General features: G+C 47.5%; 17 protein-coding genes and 1 tRNA gene. 11 read left to right on the top strand and 7 right to left on the bottom strand.

Translation table 11 applies throughout. The features are described from left to right. Positions 1-30: 30 nt before the first annotated feature. Positions 31-1,083, top strand: coding sequence for a glycoside hydrolase family 53 protein (locus KQI_RS0104340; protein WP_010345502.1), 1,053 nt, complete (start codon positions 31-33; stop codon positions 1,081-1,083). 113 nt (positions 1,084-1,196) lie between these two features. On the opposite strand, the gene KQI_RS0104345 is transcribed toward KQI_RS0104340, so the two are convergent. Beyond that, the gene (locus KQI_RS0104345; protein WP_010345503.1) at positions 1,197-2,960 is read right to left on the bottom strand and encodes a methyl-accepting chemotaxis protein; all 1,764 of its coding nucleotides are present in this window, start codon (positions 2,958-2,960) and stop codon (positions 1,197-1,199) included. A 321-nt stretch (positions 2,961-3,281) separates the two neighbouring features. Between KQI_RS0104345 and KQI_RS0104350 the strand changes: the two genes are divergently transcribed. Together KQI_RS0104350 and map are read left to right on the top strand one after the other, a co-directional pair. Next, on the top strand, positions 3,282-4,409 hold the full coding sequence (locus KQI_RS0104350) for an L-dopachrome tautomerase-related protein (RefSeq protein ID WP_080572114.1): 1,128 nt from the start codon (positions 3,282-3,284) through the stop codon (positions 4,407-4,409). 370 nt (positions 4,410-4,779) lie between these two features. Then, entirely contained in the window at positions 4,780-5,526 is a 747-nt protein-coding gene (gene map / locus KQI_RS0104360) for a type I methionyl aminopeptidase (protein ID WP_010345505.1), read from the top strand. Positions 5,527-5,651: 125 nt separating this feature from the next. Here the strand turns inward: map and KQI_RS0104365 are convergent, their stop codons facing one another. Continuing rightward, positions 5,652-7,370: an NAD-dependent malic enzyme gene (locus tag KQI_RS0104365; protein ID WP_010345507.1), complete on the bottom strand. Its 1,719-nt coding sequence runs from the start codon at positions 7,368-7,370 to the stop codon at positions 5,652-5,654. A 245-nt stretch (positions 7,371-7,615) separates the two neighbouring features. Further along, positions 7,616-8,866 carry a nitrate/nitrite transporter gene (locus tag KQI_RS0104370; protein WP_010345508.1) on the bottom strand — a complete coding sequence of 417 codons (1,251 nt, stop codon included), beginning with the start codon at positions 8,864-8,866 and terminating at the stop codon, positions 7,616-7,618. Between the two features lie 417 nt (positions 8,867-9,283). Here KQI_RS0104370 and nirB (KQI_RS0104375) point away from each other — a divergent pair, with 417 nt between their 5' ends. Continuing rightward, complete coding sequence (nirB, locus tag KQI_RS0104375; protein ID WP_010345509.1) at positions 9,284-11,485, top strand: nitrite reductase large subunit NirB; 2,202 nt, start codon at positions 9,284-9,286, stop codon at positions 11,483-11,485. A 72-nt stretch (positions 11,486-11,557) separates the two neighbouring features. Beyond that, entirely contained in the window at positions 11,558-13,732 is a 2,175-nt protein-coding gene (gene nasC, locus KQI_RS0104380; RefSeq protein WP_010345510.1) for an assimilatory nitrate reductase catalytic subunit NasC, read from the top strand. A gap of 24 nt (positions 13,733-13,756) precedes the next feature. Here nasC and KQI_RS0104385 read toward each other — a convergent pair whose 3' ends face one another. Continuing rightward, positions 13,757-14,359, bottom strand: a complete 603-nt coding sequence (locus tag KQI_RS0104385; protein ID WP_010345511.1) for an ANTAR domain-containing response regulator — start codon at positions 14,357-14,359, stop codon at positions 13,757-13,759. 452 nt (positions 14,360-14,811) lie between these two features. Between KQI_RS0104385 and nirB (KQI_RS0104390) the strand changes: the two genes are divergently transcribed. Beyond that, positions 14,812-17,244 (top strand): nitrite reductase large subunit NirB, encoded by a 2,433-nt coding sequence (gene nirB, locus KQI_RS0104390; RefSeq protein ID WP_010345512.1) that lies wholly within the window; start codon positions 14,812-14,814, stop codon positions 17,242-17,244. Between the two features lie 13 nt (positions 17,245-17,257). After that, positions 17,258-17,590 (top strand): nitrite reductase small subunit NirD, encoded by a 333-nt coding sequence (gene nirD, locus KQI_RS0104395; RefSeq protein WP_010345513.1) that lies wholly within the window; start codon positions 17,258-17,260, stop codon positions 17,588-17,590. 214 nt (positions 17,591-17,804) lie between these two features. On the opposite strand, the gene KQI_RS0104400 is transcribed toward nirD, so the two are convergent. Next, positions 17,805-17,876, bottom strand: a tRNA-Val gene (locus KQI_RS0104400). 138 nt (positions 17,877-18,014) lie between these two features. Here KQI_RS0104400 and KQI_RS0104405 point away from each other — a divergent pair. Then, positions 18,015-18,458, top strand: coding sequence for a GNAT family N-acetyltransferase (locus KQI_RS0104405; RefSeq protein ID WP_010345514.1), 444 nt, complete (start codon positions 18,015-18,017; stop codon positions 18,456-18,458). A gap of 87 nt (positions 18,459-18,545) precedes the next feature. Further along, positions 18,546-18,782: a DUF3892 domain-containing protein gene (locus KQI_RS0104410; protein WP_007431058.1), complete on the top strand. Its 237-nt coding sequence runs from the start codon at positions 18,546-18,548 to the stop codon at positions 18,780-18,782. A 121-nt stretch (positions 18,783-18,903) separates the two neighbouring features. Here KQI_RS0104410 and KQI_RS0104415 read toward each other — a convergent pair whose 3' ends face one another. Next, positions 18,904-19,665: an MBL fold metallo-hydrolase gene (locus tag KQI_RS0104415; RefSeq protein ID WP_010345515.1), complete on the bottom strand. Its 762-nt coding sequence runs from the start codon at positions 19,663-19,665 to the stop codon at positions 18,904-18,906. 183 nt (positions 19,666-19,848) lie between these two features. Between KQI_RS0104415 and KQI_RS0104420 the strand changes: the two genes are divergently transcribed. Further along, positions 19,849-20,424: a hypothetical protein gene (locus KQI_RS0104420; RefSeq protein WP_039774232.1), complete on the top strand. Its 576-nt coding sequence runs from the start codon at positions 19,849-19,851 to the stop codon at positions 20,422-20,424. A 79-nt stretch (positions 20,425-20,503) separates the two neighbouring features. Further along, positions 20,504-20,809 (top strand): DUF1292 domain-containing protein, encoded by a 306-nt coding sequence (locus tag KQI_RS0104425; protein ID WP_007431055.1) that lies wholly within the window; start codon positions 20,504-20,506, stop codon positions 20,807-20,809. Between the two features lie 112 nt (positions 20,810-20,921). Here the strand turns inward: KQI_RS0104425 and KQI_RS0104430 are convergent, their stop codons facing one another. Next, a complete protein-coding gene (locus KQI_RS0104430; protein ID WP_010345517.1) occupies positions 20,922-22,397 on the bottom strand; it encodes an aminotransferase class I/II-fold pyridoxal phosphate-dependent enzyme in 1,476 nt (491 codons plus the stop codon). Between the last annotated feature and the right edge of the window lie 112 nt (positions 22,398-22,509).

Below are 22,509 nucleotides of genomic sequence, written 5' to 3' on the forward strand. Positions count from 1 at the left end.
CGAGTCCAAAATTCAGATAGGAGATGACTTATGAAAACAAGTAACCGAATTATACTATTTGCGGTGTTGATTTTGTTATCCAGTATTTTGTACCCGTTTGGCTCTGCAGGGTTGGGGACGGCTTCAGCCGCCCCTGCTTTTGCCAAAGGAGCCGACATAAGCTGGGTAGCAGGAATGGAAGCACAAGGTATGACCTGGAAGGATAAAAAGGGGGTTCGGCGGGATGTACTGCAAATTTTACGAGACGATTACCAGATCAACTCGGTACGTATCCGTGTATGGGTAAACCCTAACATGAACGATTATGCAAGCGGTTACATGAATGCTGAGAAGGCGGCAGAACTGGCACAGCGAGCTAAAAAATTGGGCATGAGCGTTATGCTGACCCTGCATTATAGCGATTCCTGGGCTGATCCCGGACAGCAGAACAAGCCTTACGCATGGCGCAATTTTAACTTTACACAACTGATGGATGCAGTCTGGTCCCACACGGTCTATGTTATGAATACAATGAAAAGCAAGGGCGTGACCCCAGACTGGGTACAAATCGGCAATGAGACGAACAATGGAATGCTCTGGGATGATGGTAAAGCTTCGGTGAATATGAAAAACTATGCATGGCTCGTTAACACGGGCAATAATGCTGTAAAATCGGTAAGCAGCAGCACCAAGACGATCGTACATTTGGCTAACGGGGATAACGGTTCCACGTTAAACTGGAATATTGGCGGGCTGATTGACAATGGAGCCCAGTTTGACCTTGTTGGGCTGTCTCTGTATCCGTCTCCTTCTGACTGGCAGGGCAAGGTGGACCAGACGATTGCCAATGCCAATAGCCTCATTGCAAAATACGGCAAAGGCATTGTCATCAGTGAAATCGGGATGGATTATAATGAACCTGCAGCTTCCAAGGCATTTATTTCCACGATCAAAACGAAGGTGCGGAACATCGGGGGTGGCAAAGGCGCAGGGGTATTTTATTGGGAGCCGGCTGCAACCCCAGGTTACAATAAAGGCTACAACAAAGGTGCTTGGCAGGCTGACGGAAAGCCAACCTCAGCTTTGGAAGGATTTTTAAACTAAACTAAAACAAATCTGAAACTGATTACGGGAATGTCAAAGAACCTCTAATTCGCATGTTGTGCGGAATAGAGGTTCTTTATTTTTATCTATGACGTATGGATGAAGTTACATCCTTAGGCTTTTCGGTCGACTTTGAAGAATGAAATGAGCTCCTCTAGCTCACGAGACATCGACGACAGCTTGTCGGAGGCATTCACGATGGAAGCCATGGATTGGGCCTGCTCTCCAATCGTATGTTCTATTTCCTTGCTGCTATCTGATGTTTTGCTGATCGTGGAGGATAACTCGTCAGAGGTTGCCGTCATTTCCTGTGTGCTGGCTGAAATCTGTTCCGTTGCACTGGAAACCTCCTGAATTTGTGACGATACTTTATTGGCGGCATTTAAAATCTCTGAGAACATTTCACCTGTCTGTTTGGTAACTTCCAGTCCAATTTGGACCTCCTTCGAGCCGAGGCTGACACCTTCTACGGTTTGCTCAATTTCTTTTTGAATTTCCTCAATCAGCTCGGCGATTTGTCTGGCAGACTCTTGGGACTGTTCAGCCAAATTGCGCACCTCTCCAGCGACTACAGCAAAGCCTTTACCTTCCTCACCTACTCTGGCAGCCTCAATGGAGGCGTTCAGTGCAAGCAGATTGGTTTGGCTGGCAATACCAGTGATAATGTTTACAATGTTACTGATTTCGTTGGAACGGCTTTGCAGTGCATTAATGGAGACAACGGTTTTTTCCATCGAGTTGGAGATTGAGTCCATTTGAGCGGAAACTCTTTGCACGATCTGATTACCTTCAACGGAGCGTTTTTCCATAGAATAAGCTTCATCTGCTACAGAGGAGGAGCTTCCTGCAATCGTCTGAACGACCGTAGACATTTCACTCATAGCCCGTGAGCTTTCCATTGCAGCTTTGTCTTGTGCTTCAATTCCTTGGGCAATTTCTTTCATATTGCTGTTAATGACATTCGTGTTTGTACTGTTTTGCTCGCTGATACTTAGCAATTCCTGAGCCGACTCCGTAACTTCTTGCGTCGTATCCTGTACTTTTACCATGGTATCGTTAATACGTTTGATCATGGTATTAAACTTTTGATTGATGATGCCAAGGTCGTCCAGACCTGTCTTGATTTTTACATCCAGATTTCCCTCGCTAACTTCCTCAATGCCCTTCATCAGGGAGCGAATCGGGGAGAGAGTGCGTTTGACCAGCCAATATTGAATCGTCAAGAAGATAGCAAGGAACAGAATGAGTAGGGAAACACCATATACAAGCAGCTTATGAAGTCCGGCTGGTACAGAGCTTGCGTCTACGTCAAAGTAAAGCGCACTTGTGATTTTGCCACTTTCATCTGTAAGCGGGTAAGCAATGGTTGTCCATGTACCAAATTCATCAGTGTAGAAGCTGCTTAACGCCGCTTCTTTGGATTCAAGCATGTCATTTACAGCTTCTACATTTGCGTCAGAGAGCGTATACATATCGCCTATATTCAGCTTTGACTCTTGGAAGGATTGAACTAAGTTGGTCGGAATGCCAATAATGGAGGTTTGGTTTCCTTCTTTTAATTCTGTGCCGAATATGTAAGCTTGGGCAACATTAGGATACAAGGTATGAATAGAATCGAGAAATTGGCGTAAATCCTGTTGAGCAGAACCGTTATAATCTTTTTCGCTTAACGCTTGTTGCATTTTTGTTTTGTCAACATCATTTGCCCATTTTTTGGTCAGTACTTTAACCTGGTCTTGCAACTGGGTGGTCAAAATATTCTTTTGAAGAATATAGCTGGATGTGATGAGAATAGCACCTATTAATACAATGTTGACAAACGAAATTAATAGATTTTTACCAAAAAAGGACATAGTGCTCCACTTCAAGTTTTTCACGTGTCTCTTCTCCTTTGAATTAGAAATTTTAGTTTAAGTGCGACTTACGACTTACGACCTATTACTTATATATTTCGTCAATTACCTTTCAAAATGTTAGGTATTTATTAAAATTGGAGAATATCGGATGTTTATTCGTAAAACTTATGGCAAAAAACGACAAAACTTTTTGCTTGATTAAAGTGGAGAAATGAGGATAAGAGTAAACAGCCTGCCCAATAATGGCCGTGATGTCGCCTCCAATGAAGGGGAAGACCCGGTTATTTTTGCGGGGAAGAGACATATACCTATAGGAATGAAGCACTATAGTCTGAAGGGGGGATGCGCTTGCGTTCTCATATGATTTTCCATTGGAGCCGGTTGGATTGGAGTTTTCCGAACCTCAGGATGAAGGAGAACTTTGAAGCCCACCAGTATTGGAAAAATGCGATCCTCGTCGGCGTCAAAGTCGATCGGCAAGGACACTATTACGTCTGCGTTCCCCGTCTCGCCCCGGGCATTCCCGCCACGATGAATAGAATTGTTATCCAGGACGGAACCCCCCTCCTGCAGGCTTTTCCCAGTTGGGAGTGGAATGAGGCCGGGAATGTGCGGGCGATGAGGTCTATTCAGGGATATGAAATCGATGAGCTCAACCGGATCTGGCTGCTGGATCAAGGAAAAATCGCTTACGCCCCCTCGCCTGAAGGCTCGCAGAAGCTGCTTGTCTGGGATTTGAATACGCGCCGCATGATCGATGTCATCCCGCTTCCCGATGAGATCGCTTCGTATCGGACCTCTTTTTTGAACGATTTGGTCGTCGACAATAAGAACGGCTTCGTCTATATTACCGATTCCGGCAACGGCTGGCCGGATCACCCGGTGGCTGGCGGCATCATCGTGTACAACATGCGGACGCGATTGCTCAGACGGGTGCTGGACCGGCAATTCAGCACACAGGATCTTCCCGGTTTTCAGTTTGCCATTGACAATAAGCCGGTGCTGAACCGCATCGGCGTGGATGGCATCGCCTTGTCCGCCGACCGTTCCACCTTGTACTATTGCCCGCTGACCGGACGCAATCTTTATGCCATCGATACCTCCGTCTTGATGGATTTTCAGGCTCCGCCCGAAAAAATCCAGCGGGCCGTACAGGCGATAGGGAGTAAAAGAACCACGACGGATGGGATGCATGCCGATGCTCAAGGAAATGTTTTTTACACGATGCTGGAGGGGAAGGGCGTTGGGATGTACAGCCCCTACAGCGAAACATTCCACGATCTCGTGTCGGACGACCGGATGGTGTGGGTGGACGGGGTCGCTTTCGATCAGCAGGGCTCCATCCTGTTCAGCAGCAATCGGCTGCATGAAATCACGGGCGGGTACGACATCGATTGGACTTATCCGTATAATTTTGTGATTTGGAAAGCTTTTGCGGGTCAAGGAGTCAAGTCGTATTTGTATGCCTAGTAGATAGCCCCTAAAATAACGCTAGCGTAGAGATTAGCTGGAAAAAGTCCTGGTAATTTTAAATATATTGTAGAATGGGGTGATATGCTCCCCTTACGGTAGACAGGTTAAAAAAAATAAACCTGTTGCTGTGAGGGGAGCATTTTCATGTCTCGAACAAAATTCAGTGTATTCGGAAAACTTGCGATTATCCAGGAGATTGAGTATGGTCAGATTGGGCTCAAGGATGCGACAAGGCTTATTTAAGCGCTGTTTGTCAGAAGAAAATAAAGGATTAGACTGACGATGTTTCATTAAGCTAAACGGGCAGAATAATGAAATATTCAATATTGTGTTATAATAAATCAATTTGGAAAACGGAGGGGCTTTTATGACAATAGGATCACAAAACGATATTGATGGTCTGAAGGAAATTGGCAAAATCGTTGCATTGACGATTAGTGAAATGAAACGTCACACACGTGCAGGAATTACGACAAAGGAATTGGATGATATTGGAGGGCAGTTTTTGAAAAGGCATGGGGCTGTGCCGGCACCTAAGTCAACTTACAATTTCCCTGGCAATACATGTATTAGTATTAACCACGACGTTGCCCACGGAATACCGGGAAATCGAATCATTCAACCGGGCGATTTAGTAAACATCGATGTTTCTGCAGAATTGGGGGGCTATTATGCGGATGCGGGACATTCTTTTCCGATACCTCCATACGAGCCATCATTAATGCGTCTGTGTCAATACACACACAATACAATGATGAAAGTAATCTCTTCACTTAAGCATGGAGTAAAATTGAACGAAATCGGAAGGATTATTGAAATCGAGGCTAAAAAAGGCGGCTATAATGTAGTTAAGAATCTGTGTAGCCACGGTATTGGAAAATCTCTGCACGAGGCCCCAAAAGAGATTCTACCCGTTTATAACAAGCACGATAGACGGGTATTGAAAGAGGGTTTGGTCATTACAATTGAGCCCTTTTTATCTACAGGTGCAGGGTATGTCGTTGAGCAAATGGATGGATGGACTTTATGTGTACCCGACAATAGCTTTGTGGCACAACATGAGCACACCATTATCATTACAAAGAATCAGCCAATTATCGTCACTGCAGTATAGAGCATCAGAATGAATCCGTGCTAACGGAGCACGTAAGTTCAATAAAACAGCGACAGTCTAGGACTTTTTTTTCTCGTCCTTGGCTGTCGCTGTTTCAATGTCTAGGCTCAGCTGTTCGCTATTTCTTAAACCAAGACTGCTTCCTGACCATATTGTCTGATAGGTTTATAATTGCAATCCCACATCGCATCCCGAACCGCTTGTGCGATATCATCCGGCTGATGGCGTGCTACTCCATCCTGAACTGCAGCTTTAGCTACAGCTATGGCTACAGCTTCAGATACTTCTCGCAGTTCGCTGATTTTGGGAAGCAGGGCAGCTCCAGGCTGTGACAAATCAACCATTTCAGCTACTGCATGGGCAGCAGCGGCAAACATGTTGTCTGTAATCATTTTCGATTTCACCACGATTGCGCCAAGACCAAGACCCGGGAATACGAAAGCATTGTTGGATTGTCCGATTTCAAACTTGATATGGTTGTAGATGACCGGCTCAAAAGGACTTCCTGTGGCAATAAGTGCTTTTCCTTCCGTCCAGCGGATCAAGTCTTGCGGGGTTGCTTCAGCCAGCGGAGTCGGATTGGACATAGGCATAATAATGGGACGTTCCGTATGCTTGGCCATTTCTTTCACAATTTCTTCGCTAAATGCCCCGGCAACACCGGATGTTCCGATCATAATCGTCGGTTTCACACGGCGAATGACTTCCAGCAGAGGGATTTTGCCATCTTCAGCATGTTCCCAGTCGCGGCATTCTGCGGCATCTCGTACATAAGGAACCTGGAATGGGAAAAGTCCTTCCGTTTCATTGGTGAGCAGGCCGCGGTAATCATAAGCCCAGAAGTTGCGTTTGGCTTCGGTTTCCGACAGTCCTTCCAGCATCATGGCTGCACTGATTTGGTCTGCATTACCGATACCGGCAGCTCCCGGCCCAAAGACTAAAACTCGATGCTTGCTCAGCGGGATTCCAGACAATTGAACACCGGACATCACACCTGCCAGTGTAACCGCGCCAGTACCTTGAATATCATCATTGAATGTCAAAATACTGCTTCCATATTTGTTGATAATATTGCGCGCATTAACATTGCCCAAATCTTCCCAGTGCAACAAAGCATTCGGGAAATAAGAAAGCGCAGTTTGAACGTAGGTATCAATAAATTGGTCATATTGCTCTCCGCGAACACGTTTATGACGGTTCCCCATATATAGAGGATCTTCCAGCAGCTTCTCGTTGTTGGTACCTGCATCAAGCACGACTGCCAGTACCCGGCTAGGGTCGATTCCCGCAGCAGCTGTATAAACAGCAAGCTTACCGATGGAGATGTTAATTCCTCCGACTCCCCAGTCACCGATACCCAAAATACTTTCGGAATCTGTGGCTACGATCAGATCGATGTCACCCGGCTCCAGGTTCAAATTTTTAAAAGCATCATTAATTCCTGCGAGATTATCAATAGATAAATACATACCGCCGGGCTTGTGATATTCATGGCTGTATTCCTGTATAGCCTGACCAACCGTTGGCGTATAAACAATTGGAAGCATTTCGCTTAGATGCTCAGAGAGCAAACGATAGTACAGGACGGTATTTCGATTAAACAGATCATTTAAAGCGACGTTTTTGCGTAAATTATCCGGTTGGCTCTGGAATTGCTCATATACCCGTTGAACCTGCTCCTCAATGGTTAATATGGTAGGAGGGAGCAGACCGTCAAGTCCGAGCTGCTGTCGTTCTTCGAGCGTAAAAGCCACTCCCTTATTCAGCAGTGGGTTGGCAAGCAGATCTTTCCCGGTTAATCTGGTTTCGATAGATCCATCTGCAGTAAGATGAAAAGCACGCATTCTGATTCCTTCTTTCTAAAAAATTACATTTCGTAAAACCTTGAACATCGCGTGAACAAGTATACGCTTTATTTTAGACCAAGTGAACAAGTATGTTGTGTGAAAAATGGTTATATAAGTGTTTTCATATGAAAAATTATGAAAATATAAGCGTTTTCCTTTGATTTTCAAATGGAAAAATAGCCTTAACCTCAATTTTATATCATTGAAGTTAAAGCTTATGGATTGAACTAAAAAAGATAGCTTTAATGGATATCAACCTTTAATTCCCCGATACGGCGGGCGGCTTCATCAGTAACTGGAGCAGGAGGGCACATCCAGCTGTTGCGCCATTTCAGCTGCATTACGATGACGAGAGTCAGGGCGCAGAAGGTGATCAGGCTCAGACAGATGAAGCCCGGCATATAGGAACCCGTTAATTTGTACAGATTACCTAGAATAAGCGGCAGAAAATATCCGCCTATGCCACCCGCAGCGCCAATAATGCCGGTCATGAGACCCATTTCGTTTCCGAATCGCTGCGGTACGAGCTGGAATACCGAGCCGTTGCCAGCGCCAAGGCACATCATGCCTACAAAAAGCAGCACTACAACCAGAGCAAGCGGCGGTAGAAATGCAATGCCCGCAAGCATGATCCCGGCTCCAGCATACAAATACATTAGCATGCGTGAACCCCCGATCCGGTCAGACAAAAAGCCGCCCACAGGACGAAAGAAGCTTCCGGCAATCACACAAACGGTTGCAAAATCGGCAGCATGTACAGCAGAGAGCCCATATTGGGTATTAAAGAAAATGGTCAAATAATTAGAAAGCCCCACAAATCCACCGAACGTCACACAGTAAAAAGCGCAGAATACCCATGCATCTCCCTGTTTAAGCACTGAAGCGTATTGAGACAGACGTTTGGGTGCCGGTCGGTGAGGGCTGTTGCGGGCAAAAATACTGAATAAAATGAAGACGATGAAGATTGGAATGATGGCCAATCCGAAAACGACCTCCCAACTGCCAAAATACTGTGCGAGTCGGTTGGCAAACAAGGTCGCGAGAACGGTACCGCTATTGCCAGCACCGGCAATTCCCATAGCCAGGCCTTGATGCTCTTTCGGATACCATTGACTGGCTAATGGTAGCGCAGCTGCAAATGAGGCTCCGGCTACACCCAGCAGCAGGGCGACCATGTACAGCTGATCTAGCGAATCAACCCACAACCAGCCGAGCAGGAGAGGAATGAATGTCACAAGCATACCGATCTGCCCGGTTCGCTTTGGACCGATATAATCTGACATGAAGCCAAGCACGAGCCGCAGCAGGGAACCGCCTAGTACCGGAAGAGCGACAAGGTTGGCTTTTTGTAAAGGGTCCATGGGGTAGTCATTAGCAATGACGACGGACAGGGGCCCGATCATCCCCCATATCATAAAGCTGATATCAAAATACAGGAAGGCGCCCAATAGCGTGGGCTTGTGTCCGCTTTGCCAGAAACTTTTTGTGTTCATTCTCCATCTCTCCTGTTCCTATTTTGTTCTTGGTCGATAAAATGCAATGTTGAACATGAAAAGCCGCAAATCTCCCCTGTATGGTGCCTGGGGATGATTTGCGGCTTCATTGCCGTAGTTGACACACCTCATTGTGCGTCAATCAGGTATGATCACGTTCGAGTGATTTTAATCCAGATTATAAAAAATGGTTCGATTAATGTCAATATACATAACATAAAAAGCGAAAATAAATAAAGTAAAGACAAATATACAGGGTATATGTATTGAATATTGACATAATGCTCACAATTCATTAATCTTAGGTACATATCGGCACAACGGTGTGTCGGCATTTGCGGCAACGGCGCCCTTTTCCTTTGAATGGAGAAGGGCTTTTTCTGTCTTATTTTATGTGGAGAATGGGGCTGGTTCGTTATGATGAAAAAACTGGTCATCGTCGGCAACGGTATGGCAGGTATCAAATGTGTTGAGGAAATACTCGATCTGGAGCCGGATCAGTTTCAAATCACAATATTTGGTGCAGAACCCCGTCCTGGGTACAACCGAATACTCCTGTCCAAAATGCTGCAGGATGAAAGTTCATTCGAACATATCGTTACTCATAACTGGGCGTGGTATGAAGAGAATGGAGTAAGGCTGTACGCCGGCGAACGTGTCTGTGACATTGATATTGCAGCCCGTACGGTGGAAACGGAATCGGGCATTAAAGAACCCTATGACATGCTCATACTGGCAACTGGCTCGTTGCCCTTCATACCTTCCATTCCCGGAGCCCGGAAACAGGGAGTCATCGCTTTTCGAGATGTGAGTGATTGTGAAACCATGGCCGAATATGCCAAAACGTACGAGAAGGCCGCGGTCATTGGAGGGGGACTGTTGGGTCTTGAGGCCGCGCAAGGTTTGCTGAATCTTGGAATGGAAGTCGAGGTTGTCCATAATGCACAGTATCTTATGAATCGTCAGCTTGACCGGGCAGCGGCTGATCTTCTGCAAAGAGAACTGGAGCAACAGGGGATGCGGTTTCATTTGGCCAAGAAAACGGTCAACATTATGGGGCGGAACAGGGCGCAGGGACTGATGTTTTCGGACGGGAACAGGCTGAAGACGGATTTGGTTGTGTTGGCGGTTGGTATCCGGCCGAATACCGAATTAGTACAGGGGAGCGGTCTGAAAGTCAACCATGCTATTGTCGTGGATGATTATATGCGTACAAGTATTCCCGGTATATACGCAGTTGGTGAATGCGCTGAGCACCGTGGGATTTCATATGGGCTGGTGGCGCCATTGTATGAGCAGTGTAAAGTATTGGCAAAAGTCATTTGTGGCCGTGATACGGCCCCCTATGAGGGGTCAGTTCCGTATGCGCAGCTCAAGGTTGCGGGGATTCAGGTGTTTTCCGCAGGAGACATACGTGAAGAGGGAAACGAGACGGCAATGATGGAATATGACGGTATACGGGGAAGTTACAAAAAAGTGATGATGCGTAATAGCATGGTCACTGGCGCAATTTTGTTTGGAGATACGGCGGAAAGTACCTCGCTGCTCGGAATGGTACGACGAGGTGCGCCTGTTGCAGAGCTTGCTACACAAGATAAAGGTAAAGGAGTAAGCAGAGCGGAGGAAGAGGCTGCCAAGCTACCGGATGAGGAGACGGTATGCGCGTGCAACGGCGTGAGCAAGGGGACTATTTTACGAGCGATCACTATAGATAAGCTAAAAACCGTGGAAGAGGTGAAGAGTCGGACCAAGGCATCCGCTTCCTGTGGGGGGTGTCGGCCGCTGGTGGCGGCACTGCTCAAAATTGGCCCTTCCCTATCGGCAATTTCAGGAGCTGTAGCTGCTCCGGCTGTCCAGGAAGCTGTTCCTGTGTGCGGATGTACGCACTACGAACATGATTCGCTCAAGACAGCCATGATGACCGCACAATGTCGGACTCCAGTGGAAGTCGTGTCCCGTCTCGGTTGGACGAGACAACAGGGGTGTGAATTATGCCGTCCGGCTGTACTTTATTACCTGGAATCCCTTGGGTTGCGGGACAGGTCTGCATCAGACCAATGGGTTGGAGATGTTGCGGTCCAGGCTGCCGTACAGCACAGCGGAGAATCAGCGTCTACGAGTCTGCGTTTTGTGGGTTTTATGGATCTGAATGGCGAGAGTCAGTTGTTTTCCGATCCCATTCAGATAGGCGGTGAGGCTTTTGCAGAAGTAGCCTGGCTGAAAGAACGACTGACGGCTGTCTGGGGGAGACGCGCATTGCCGGCGCCGATTGCAGTTGCAGTTTGCCCAGGCCCGGAATATCCCGGAGGTGTGCTTGTCCACGACATTGGACTATCCCGATCGCCGGCAGGGTGGGAGGTCTATGCTGGTGGTCATGCGGAGCATCCGGTTCGCCAGGGACGGCTGGTTGGTGTGGAGGAGAACATGGAAGAAGCGGTCTTGATGGCTGCGGCTTGCTTGCAAATGTATCGATATAACGCACGGTATGGGGAGAAAATGTGGGAATGGATTGAAAGGACTGACATTTTGGTACTGCGGGAGAGCGTGCTCGACGCAATTCTCCGAAGTGAATTGGCGGGCAGTTTGTGCGTCGCTAAAGCTGAGAGGGTAACTGGTTAAGCAGGAATGGTGGCGATCCATTTGTACGTGTGCAGACAATAAAGTTGTGAAGAATGGAGAGGGGGAGACTTTATGTGTCAGTCAGGAGAAAGCAAATTGGAAGCGGCGTTACACGTACCGGCAGTGATGGATACCCAGTGCCCGTTTTGTAGCGTGCAATGCAAGATGACCGTTAGCACAGATATAGAGTCACTTGCAGGTATCACCCGTACAGTGTACAGGGCGGAAGGAAAGCCTAACGCAGCCTCGCAGGGCAGAATGTGCGTCAAGGGAATGAATGCATATCAGCATACAATCCATGCAGAAAGGCTGCTGCGGCCCCTTATGCGTAAAGCAGGCAAGCTTATGCCGGTTACATGGGAGGAGGCGCTGGATGCTATCGCCACAAGTCTCGCTTCAACGCTGTCCACACAGGGTCCAGATACAATCGGCATATACGGGGGTGGTTCGCTATCCAATGAAACGGCTTATTTACTTGGTAAATTTGCCAGAGTGGCTGTAGGTACGCGCTATATCGATTACAACGGACGCTTCTGTATGTCGGCCGCTGCATCTGCTGGCAGCAAGGTGTTTGGTATTGACCGTGGACTGACCTGCAGGTTGGCAGATATTCCGTTAGCACAGTGTATTGTGCTCGCAGGTGCAAATATTGCTGAATGCCAGCCGACACTCATGCCTTATTTTCACCAGGCTAAGGAGAACGGAGCGTATATCATCGTCATTGATCCTCGCGCTACTCCAACGGCGGCAAATGCCGACCTGCATGTACAAATCAGACCGGGTACAGATGCGACGCTGGCCAACGCCATGCTAAAGGTCATCGTGGACGAGGGATTAGTAAATGAAGAGTTTGTCCGAAAGCGGACCCGTGGGTATGAGCAACTGCTGACTCATTTGAACGGTGTAGATCTGGACGAATCAGCTGCGCTGTGCGGAATTGAGCCGGAGGTGATCCGACAGGCCGCGCGCACTTTTGGTGGTGTAAAGACAGGGATTATTTTTACTGCCAGAGGGGTCGAGCAGCATACAGATGGACATATGGCAGTACGTGCTTTTCTTAATCTGGTGCTGGCCACCGGCAAGATTGGCAGAGAAGGCTGTGGTTATGGGGCCATCACAGGTCAGGGTAACGGACAAGGGGGACGGGAGCATGGCCAGAAGGCGGATCAGCTCCCAGGCTACAGATCGATTGAGAACGAAGTGGATCGGGCCTACGTGGCGTCTGTGTGGGGAGTTGAGCCGGACAGTTTGCCGGGAAAAGGAGTATCGGCCTATGAAATGATGGAGCTTGTTCATCAGAGAGAAATCGAGACGCTGTTCGTAATGGGCTCTAATCCTGTTGTATCCAGTCCGAATGCCCGACTGGTGGAGGAAGGGTTGAAAAAACTCAAGCTGTTGGTGGTGGCGGATATGTTCCTTACTGAAACGGCGCGGATGGCTGACATTGTTTTGCCTGTAACCTCTTATCTGGAGAATACCGGGACGATGACCAATCTGGAGGGGCGCGTTCTGTTGCGGGAAGCGGCGCGGCCTGCTCCGGGCGAGGCTAGAGATGACTGGCGTATTTTATGTCAAATAGCTGCGAGGCTGGATAGGGGAAGCTACTTCTTGTATAAGGATGCTGAGCATATTTTTGAAGAACTGCGACTTGCCAGTCGAGGCGGCTCTGCTGATTATTACGGAATCACATATGACAGGCTGCGTCGTGAGGAAGGTGTATATTGGCCATGCCCGTCACCGGACGAAGCGGGTGTGGATATGATGTTTCGGGAGAGCTTTGCCCTCTCTGATCAAAAGGCCGTTTTTACGGTGGTTGAAAGTTGTGGAGCTGGAGAGCAGACGTCTGAGGAATACCCGCTTATTCTGACAAACGGCCGCGTGCTGGCACACTATTTGACAGGTGTACAAACGCGCAGAAGTCCGTCGCTAACCGCGCGTGAGATTGAAAACTTTGTGGAAATTCATCCACGTACAGCGCAGCGCTGGCATATCAGGGACGGGGAATGGGTAGAAATCACGTCACAGCGAGGAAGCTTCACCGTGCGCAGCCGGATCAAACCGAATATCCGTGAAGATACGCTCTTCGTACCTATGCATTGGGGTGGTGTGCAAAATGTAAATCAGGCGACCCGGGCAGAACTTGATCCGTTCTGCCGAATGCCGGGCTTCAAAACAGCTGCTGTACACATCCGTCCCCTCCACCTGCCTGTAGTCGCGATCAGTGCAGATCGTGGTGAATGGCTTTAATTCTACTGCATTTCCCTTTCAAGTCTATGCCTTTAACATTTGCTGTGCTTTGACGATGGAGATGGCCACATCAACGATCCGTTTGCGCTCATTCATTGCTTTTTTTCGCAGCAGATCGTATGCTTCCGCTTCTGGAATGCCGTTTACTTCACCAAGTATTCCTTTGGCCATGTCAATCCATTTGCGCTCTTCCAGCCTGGCGGTCAGTTGTTTGCGTTCACTGAGCCAGTGCTGGCGTTCAAAAAAGCGTTTGGCGCTAAAGTGAAGAGCCCAATTCAGCTCATGTGCTGCCATGGAAGGGATTAAAATGCCGTCGACGGGAACATTGGCTTCACAGAATTCCGTCGATGACAGAGCAGATTCCGCGTTGCACCACCAGAGCAGTGGGATTGCTTTGGCTTGCTCCAGCCTGGCGGACCATGTGCTGATGGTGCTGACAGGGATATTCAGCACCGCCGCATCTGCACTATGAATTAGCTGCTTGATTTCAGATTCATCACGGCAGGGTAGTGTCAAATATCCGTTGGACTCCAAAAGCTGCTCAGGTCCTGCCTGCCGTAAGGAAACGGCGTGAGCCTCTTCAGATACATGCTCTGAATGTGGGTGAATTACCAACAAGGAACGCATGCGGGCTCCTCCTTTCTGCGACATGAAGGATAGTTAGCAATAGGGATGCTGAGATGTATTTATTGATAACAAACCTGACATGTATTTTCGGTTTAACTACGTATTTTTTGAACATTTTGAAATAAAAAAGGACTTTCAATCCATTTTGGCGTGTTTTCATCTGAAAATCAATCGAAATTTTATGAAAAGGTGATATTTTATACGTCATAAATATGTTACATGATGGTAAAATACGTTTTTTTCGAGATAATGCGTAAGGAATATTGACATCAAACTTGAAACATTATATATTGGCTACAGTACTTTTAATTCCATACTCAGATGGATACAACGGCGTATTCAATGAAACGGCAATGGAGCCTGTTTTCGCAAAATGGAGGGATGTTTTGAATCCCCCTATGTGAAGCAGGCTTTTTATGTTTTGAGAATATGAATAGAAGGGGAGAGGTCTGATGAACTATAAAAAAAAGCTAGTGCTGGTTGGCAACGGAATGGCGGGAATACGCACCCTCGAGCATTTACTGAAGATCGCTCCAGGCATCTATGACATTACGGTATTCGGGGCCGAGCCCCATCCGAATTACAATCGGATCATGCTGTCCTCCGTTTTGGCTGGAGGGGCTGGTTTGCAGGATATTATCATCAACGACTGGAGCTGGTATGAAGAAAATCATATCCGGTTGTTTACAGGTGATCCTGTTACAGAGATCGATACAGACAAGCGGCAAGTGACGTCCCGCTCCGGTGTATGTGTCCCTTATGATTTGCTGCTGCTGGCCACAGGCTCCAACGCCTTCATCCTACCCCTTCCAGGAGCAAATAAGGAGGGGGTTATTGGCTTCCGGGATATCCGTGACTGCGAAACGATGATGGAGACGGCGAAGACGCACAAAAAAGCAGCCGTCATCGGTGGCGGATTGCTGGGGCTAGAGGCTGCCAGGGGGCTGCTCAACCTGGGGATGGATGTTACGGTTATTCATATTCACGAACATATTATGGATCGACAACTGGATGAGGCCGCTTCGCTTATGCTAAGGTGTGAGCTGGAGGAGCAGGGGATGAATTTTCTGGTCAATAAGAGAACGGCGGCTATCACAGGCCGTCGCCGTGTGGAGGGATTGAAGTTTGCCGACGGCAGTGAGCTGGAAGCGGATCTGATCGTTATGGCAGTAGGCATTACACCAGACATTGAGCTTGCGGTGTCGGCAGGAATTCCTGTCAATCGCGGCATTATCGTCAATGATTACATGGAAACAGGTATCCCCGGCATATACGCCGTAGGCGAATGTGCAGAGCACCGAGGAATCACCTACGGACTGGTGGCTCCATTATATGAGCAGGGTGGTGTGCTGGCGCAGCGGCTCGCGGGAATGGAGACTCTGGGCTATCGTGGTTCCGTCATTTCGACGAGATTGAAGGTGTCGGGCGTAGATGTGTTTTCCGCAGGGTGCTATAAGGACGAACCGGGCACACGTTCTCTGCGATATCAGGATGAAATTGACGGCGTCTACAAAAAAATCGTAATCAAGGAAGACAAGCTGATCGGAGCCGTCCTGTTCGGTGATACATCGGACGGAGCCAAGCTGTTTTCGCTGATCAAAAATGGTGAGCTGGTGGTTGGCCGTGAGAAGGAACTGTTGCTTGGCTGGACTCCTGGTCAATCAGAGGTCAATGGCTCCATGATGCTGGAGCAAATGCCTGATGACGAAATTGTGTGCGGATGTAATGGGGTGTCCAAGCGGGCTATCGGGGAGGCGGTTGCGGCCGGCTGCCGAAGCCTTGGGGAAATCAAGGCCTGCACGAAGGCATCCGCATCATGTGGCGGCTGCAAGCCATTAGTGGAGGGTCTATTACAGCTGTATGCAGGCGCCGAAACAGGAGAACTGGTTAAAGAAGGCATTTGCGGTTGTACAACGCTTGACCGGGAAGCGATTATTGGTGGTATCCGGGAAATGGGATTGAAGAGCGTCAAAGAAGTGATGAACGTGCTGGATTGGAGCGAACCTGAAGGATGTACCAAATGCCGACCGGCCCTCAATTATTATCTGGGTATGGTGTGGCCTCTGGATTACGAGGATGAGAAGGAATCCAGATTCACGAATGAAAGATACCATGCCAACATCCAGAAAGACGGCACCTATTCTGTCGTGCCCCGCATTTATGGAGGAGTTACTTCACCTGCTGATCTGAAGAAAATTGCTGCTGTCGCGGAGAAATATAATGTGCCTTTGGTGAAATTTACGGGCGGACAGCGTCTTGATCTGCTAGGTGTGAAAAAAGAGGATTTGCCAGGGATCTGGTCCGAGTTAGACATGCCGTCCGGGCATGCCTACGGGAAAACGCTGCGAACGGTTAAGACATGCGTCGGCAACACCTTTTGCCGTTTCGGCACTCAGGATGCGATGGGAATGGGTATCCGGCTGGAAAAGGCATTTGAGCGCATGAATGCCCCGGCCAAGGTTAAACTTGCTGTATCCGGTTGTCCGCGCAACTGCGCCGAAGCGACGATTAAGGATTTAGGCGTCGTCGCCATCGATGGTGGCTGGGGGATTTACGTTGGCGGTAATGGCGGCATTAAGGTACGGGCGTCTGAACTACTTTGCACCGTGAAAACAGAGGATGAAGTCATGGAATGGACCGGCGCCTATCTGCAGTATTACCGCGAGCAAGCCAATTGGGGCGAGCGCACAGCTCATTGGGTAGAGCGTGTTGGACTGGAATCCATCAAGCAGACACTTGCGAATGCGGAGACGAGACAGCAACTGGTGGGCAGAATTGAGGAGACGTTAAGCACGACGACTGATCCTTGGCGCGAAATCATCCATGACAGAGAACTGCTCAAAAACTTTGTGCAGCTACCGGAGCTTAACTCAGTAACAGAATAGGGGGCTGAAGAAAATGGAGATCCACACGACAACAACGAGCAGAATCAGAGTAGCCAATCTGAGCGATATTGATCTACGGGGAGCCCGTACAGTTCGTATTCGTAATATAGAGGTGGCCCTATTTCGCCTGAGCGACGGAAGCGTTCATGCGCTTGAAAACCGTTGTCCGCATAAAGGCGGACGCCTATCCGAAGGAATGATATGTGGCTCAGCAATCCATTGTCCGCTCCATGACTGGAAAATCGACCTGTCCAGCGGTCAGGTGCAAGAACCGGATACCGGTTGTGTGACTGCTTTCCCAACAGAGATTGATCGTGAAAGTGGAGCTGTTTATATCGTAATCTAGGGTTCCGTGTATAGAGTGCTTCAATACCTTGCTGAATTTATTTCTTCTATAATATAGAGTAGCTATAATGATAAACTGATATGCACAAAAGCCGATCCTATTTTTAGGTCGGCTTTTTATCTTCCAAGTATGATGAATGAAGGATTTCTAAGAAAATTCGCAATTAATCACCAAATAAACAAAAAAAGCCTTGATCATCAAGGCTTTTCGCGTATAGGACGGATGGGGATCGAACCCATGACCCTTACCCTGTCAAGATAATGCTCTCCCGCTGAGCTACCGTCCTGCGGTTATTAGATGATATCATGTATTAATCATAGATGTAAAGCAAAAAAATAAAGTCACTTGAATTTTGTCGCCATTTTTATATATAATTCAAATTTACCAGGTTTGTCAATTGGATTGGTGATAGGGGGAGCAGAGAATGGCCGCAGAAATTATCAGTGTAACGACAGAGGAACAGCTGCAGGAAGCGATATTGGTCCGTACTAAAGTGTTTGTCGAGGAGCAAAAGGTGCCTCTTGAACTGGAGATTGATCATTATGACATGCTGGGAGATACCGCCCATCATTTGCTAATTTGTGACCATGGTGAAATGGTGGCTACTGGTCGACTGACGTATTATGAGGAAGATACCGCCAAAATGCAGCGTATTGCCGTGCTTAAGGAGCATCGTGCGGCGGGTTATGGGCGTGTATTGTTACTGGCACTGGAAGAACGCGCACGTGAGCTGGGGTTAAGATACTCACTGTTGGATGCCCAATGCCAAGCTGAAAAGTTTTATGAAAAGCTCGGATATGAGACGATATCCGATGAACCTTTTGACGATGCCGGAATCCTGCACGTACGTATGCGTAAAAAGCTGTAAACGATCGTGCAAGATGCATAAAATTCTGTACAGAGTCCAAGCTAATGAAAGTTCCTCCACTATACTATGGATAAGGAGCGATCCAGCATGGCAAATACAGAACGGGAACAGATTACGGCAGTACGCAAAAACGGGGATGGCGATCTTACGTCTTTTCAGACGTCCACTGGTCGAATTCTGGATTACAATCAGGCACTAAATGAAATTGAAGCAGGCTCGATTGCAGGCGTAAATGTGTTCAAGGCAAAGGATGGAAGCAAACGAATTCGCGGCGATGCCGATGGGGACCCTACCAATAATCTGGATCAGCTGCCGTTGTTCTGACCCTGGGTCCAACACTGAAAATGAAGTCTACTATCAAAGGCAAGAATATACGGAAGCCGCCAGCTATCCTTTGTAGGAAGGCTTGGCGGCTTTTTGTTATTTACTCCAGCCGTATTTGGCATTATTGCTTTGCACGTTCCAATTCGGCAAGGGGATACTTGCGTTGCTGCTCCAGAAAGGACATGACCCCTGCCTTCTCCCGAAATTGTTCCATATCATCGCTGTAGTGCATCAGGTGAATACGCTCTTGAAGAGGTTGTGGTAGGCTTAGCAGCTCGTCCAGTGTCGTATGGACTTCTCCTGCACCTTGCAGCTGAACCTCATGCAGAATACTCTGACATCCTCGCTCGTGCACCAGGTGATGAAGCAAATCAGGATCAAAAATCATATCCGCACTATAAAAAAGACGATCATTAATGAACAGCGAGTAGCTGTTTTTACCGGGAATATGCCGCGTAGGGATGAGCTCCACCTGGATACCAGATACTAAAACAGCAGATTTACCAGGTGTTAGTACATTTACCTCAAAAACATCTTCAAGCCTATCAATCATGCCTTGCTGTGACATACCGCCTTTGAGTGTGTGTTCCCATAGTGGATGGATTAGTGGTTCAGCGATATAAAGTACAGGCTTGCGACGGTGAAGAATGTTCATTTGGAAGCCGAATTCCTCCAGACCTCCGACATGATCCGCGTGAATATGGGTGATTAAGATCGCGTCAATGTCAGATAAAGGAACGCCCATTTGGTGCAGAGCCAGAGAAGCGGTAGTTCCGCAATCAATCAGCAGTTTCCCTTCTCCGCTATCCAGCAGCGCGTTGTTGTTGTAATAATGCTTAGCAAAGGCACTGCCTGTCCCTAGCATTTGTATCGTCAGGCTCATTTTAGGCTCACCCTCCAGGCTATGTGTATAGGATCTTCTACAGTCGTATTTTATCATCTATACTGTTGGAACTAAAGGATTTGGCTGCCTATGTGAAAATTTTGGACAATTTGTTGAGTGCAGCGCAACTTGTGGGGCTGAGCTAGGTATAAATGTACAACGACAGGTTTTTAACAGATTACGATGGAGGGATATGTAGTGGTAAAATTCGGAAAAGTGATGGCCTTGGTGATGGCCTTTTCGATAATGGGAGGGACCGCCATTTCGGCGGAATCCGCCAAGGACCAAGTGCAGCTGATTATTAATGGAGAAGTGTCGAAGGATGGTGCGGTTGTCATTGATGGAAAAACGTATGTGCCCATTCGCGATTTTAATGGAATTGTAAGTTTTGATCCATCTGGCGGGAAAGTTGTTTTCGACCAGCCTAACGTGCATATGTTCCTATTCAAGGGGGATACTGTGTTTGGTAACGTGAATAAAGGCGACAAGGTGAAATTCAATGTATTTAGTCAAATTGATACCTTGAAAGCGGATATCTCCGGAGTGAAGGTAGCGATCACCGACCCTTCGGGCAATGTAAAGGATATTCAGTCCCAGGATATCAAAGGAGCGCAAAAGGACAACTTTTGGTTCCGTACCAGCGACTTTACGTATGATTTCAAAACAGCAGGGAATTACCGTGTCGGTTTTTATATTAAAGAAAGCAAAGACAGCAGCTATACATTAATATCCGAAAAGGTCATTACAGCGATAAATTAGGCATACCCCAAATTGACCTGCATCCTTGATCATGTTACGATACGAGGGAAAATAAAACAATTTGAAGGTAGGTATTTCCATGAGTGATCACAAACATGAACACGGTGAAGCCTGCAACCACGATCATGACCACGAACATGAAGAAATGGTTCTTACGCTAACTGATGAAAATGGTAAAGATGTAGAAATGGTGCTGGTAGAGACCTTTGACGTAGAAGATCACGTTTACGCTCTTCTGCTGGAGCGAGGCAATCCTGAAGCGGACGGCATTATTCTTCGTATGGAAGAAGAAAACGAAGAAATGGTGCTTTACAATATTGAGGACGAAGATGAATGGAAGCGTGTAGAAGCTGCATATAGCGAGCTTGTTGCCCAATACGAATAGAATTGGATACAGCAACTGTTAGAAGCTCTTCAAGACATTAAAAAGCCCCCGAACGGGGGCTTTTTTTGTTGACTATCAGCATGTATTGCAAGCACGGACTCTCAGATCAGCATTATGAAATAGCGTCCGTTTCGACGATAACCTTCACCTGATGTACCGTTCGATCCTCAGGTCCTTTAACAGGCAGGCCTACTTCCACATGATCGACAATATAATCAATATTGTCCTGCGAAATCACTTCGCCTGGCAGCAGGATCGGAATACCCGGCGGATATACATAAATAAACTCTGCAATAATACGGCCAGCCGATTCCTTGAATGGAACTACTTCCGTATCTCCGTAAAAAGCGTCTCTTGGAATGAGGGAGAGCTGCGGGATATCCGGTATTTTTACAATCAGCTCATGCTGCTGACCTGTAGAATAATGTATAGAAGCCAGCTCGCGCAGAGCTTTCAATAAAATCTCAACATCCTCTTTGGTATCCCCGGGGGTCACCAGACAGAGAATATTGTACATATCGCTAAGCTCAACCTCGATATTATAGTGATCTCTCAGCCAATTTTCCACGTCGTACCCGGTAAGGCCCAAGTGGCGGATATGAATCGTAATTTTGGTTGGATCATAATCATAGGTAGCTTCGGTGCCGAGAATTTCACTCCCAAAGCAATATAGCCCTTCAATCTTGTTGACTTCTGCCCGGCAATATTCAGCCAGATCCAGAGCGCGTTGTGCTATTTCATGGCCGTTAAGCGCCAGGTTACGTCGGGATGTGTCGAGCGAAGCCAGCAGAATATACGAAGTGGATGTCGTCGTCAGCATACTGAAAATAGTTTGTACACGCTGCGGATTAATGTATCCGTTCTTTGTATTCACATTCAGAATCGAGCTTTGTGTCAGGGAACCGCCCAGCTTGTGAACGCTGGTAGCTGACATGTCTGCTCCCGCCTCCATGGCGGACATCGGCAGATCAGCATGAAAATGAATCAGTACACCGTGAGCCTCATCGACCAGGACCGGCACATTATAGCTGTGAGCGAGATCAACAATTTCCTTCAGATCGGCGCACACACCGTAATATGTCGGGTTGATGACAAGGACGCCCTTGGCGTCAGGGTGGCGTTCCAATGCCCGGCGTACGGACTTGGTTGTAACCCCGTGGTGAATACCAAGATTCTCATCACTGACCGGAGATATGAATACCGGCTTTGCACCAGCGAAGATAATGGCAGACATTATGGATTTGTGTATATTTCGGGGTACAATAATTTTATCACCCGGCAAGCAAATGGACATAATCATAGTGATGATGGCTCCACTTGTTCCCTGTACACTGTAATAAGTATAATCAGCTCCGAAGGCTTCTGCTGCAAGCTTTTGAGCTTCTTCGATGACGCCTGATGGCTGATGCAGATCGTCCAATGGAGCGATGTTGATCATATCTATGGAAAAGGCATTATCCCCCATAAATTCGCGAAATTCCGGATCTGCTCCCACTCCCTTTTTATGACCTGGGATGTGAAATTGAACCGGGTTGCTCTGAGCATGCTTTTTCAAAGCAGTAAAAAGCGGGGTGTTGCTTTGATTCATTAGTGTTGTCACAACCTTTCATGCAGGATTCGACAATCCTGTGCAATTGATAATAGAACAAAATTGAGTATAGCAGTTTGAAGTAGGAATGCAAGCGGTTAAGGATGCATTT

Source organism: Paenibacillus peoriae KCTC 3763 (genome assembly GCF_000236805.1).
Taxonomy (GTDB): Bacteria; Bacillota; Bacilli; order Paenibacillales; family Paenibacillaceae; genus Paenibacillus; species Paenibacillus peoriae.

Excerpts from the sequence above, each read along its gene's own strand:
- nasC (WP_010345510.1), top strand. The coding sequence starts at position 11,558 with ATGTGTCAGTCAGGAGAAAGCAAATTGGAAGCGGCGTTACACGTACCG.
- KQI_RS0104340 (WP_010345502.1), top strand. The coding sequence starts at position 31 with ATGAAAACAAGTAACCGAATTATACTATTTGCGGTGTTGATTTTGTTA.
- KQI_RS0104350 (WP_080572114.1), top strand. The coding sequence starts at position 3,282 with ATGCGCTTGCGTTCTCATATGATTTTCCATTGGAGCCGGTTGGATTGG.
- nirB (WP_010345512.1), top strand. The coding sequence starts at position 14,812 with ATGAACTATAAAAAAAAGCTAGTGCTGGTTGGCAACGGAATGGCGGGA.
- KQI_RS0104420 (WP_039774232.1), top strand. The coding sequence starts at position 19,849 with ATGGAGGGATATGTAGTGGTAAAATTCGGAAAAGTGATGGCCTTGGTG.
- nirB (WP_010345509.1), top strand. The coding sequence starts at position 9,284 with ATGATGAAAAAACTGGTCATCGTCGGCAACGGTATGGCAGGTATCAAA.
- KQI_RS0104370 (WP_010345508.1), bottom strand. The coding sequence starts at position 8,866 with ATGAACACAAAAAGTTTCTGGCAAAGCGGACACAAGCCCACGCTATTG.
- nirD (WP_010345513.1), top strand. The coding sequence starts at position 17,258 with ATGGAGATCCACACGACAACAACGAGCAGAATCAGAGTAGCCAATCTG.
- map (WP_010345505.1), top strand. The coding sequence starts at position 4,780 with ATGACAATAGGATCACAAAACGATATTGATGGTCTGAAGGAAATTGGC.
- KQI_RS0104405 (WP_010345514.1), top strand. The coding sequence starts at position 18,015 with ATGGCCGCAGAAATTATCAGTGTAACGACAGAGGAACAGCTGCAGGAA.
- KQI_RS0104425 (WP_007431055.1), top strand. The coding sequence starts at position 20,504 with ATGAGTGATCACAAACATGAACACGGTGAAGCCTGCAACCACGATCAT.
- KQI_RS0104410 (WP_007431058.1), top strand. The coding sequence starts at position 18,546 with ATGGCAAATACAGAACGGGAACAGATTACGGCAGTACGCAAAAACGGG.
- KQI_RS0104430 (WP_010345517.1), bottom strand. The coding sequence starts at position 22,397 with ATGAATCAAAGCAACACCCCGCTTTTTACTGCTTTGAAAAAGCATGCT.
- KQI_RS0104385 (WP_010345511.1), bottom strand. The coding sequence starts at position 14,359 with ATGCGTTCCTTGTTGGTAATTCACCCACATTCAGAGCATGTATCTGAA.
- KQI_RS0104415 (WP_010345515.1), bottom strand. The coding sequence starts at position 19,665 with ATGAGCCTGACGATACAAATGCTAGGGACAGGCAGTGCCTTTGCTAAG.
- KQI_RS0104365 (WP_010345507.1), bottom strand. The coding sequence starts at position 7,370 with ATGCGTGCTTTTCATCTTACTGCAGATGGATCTATCGAAACCAGATTA.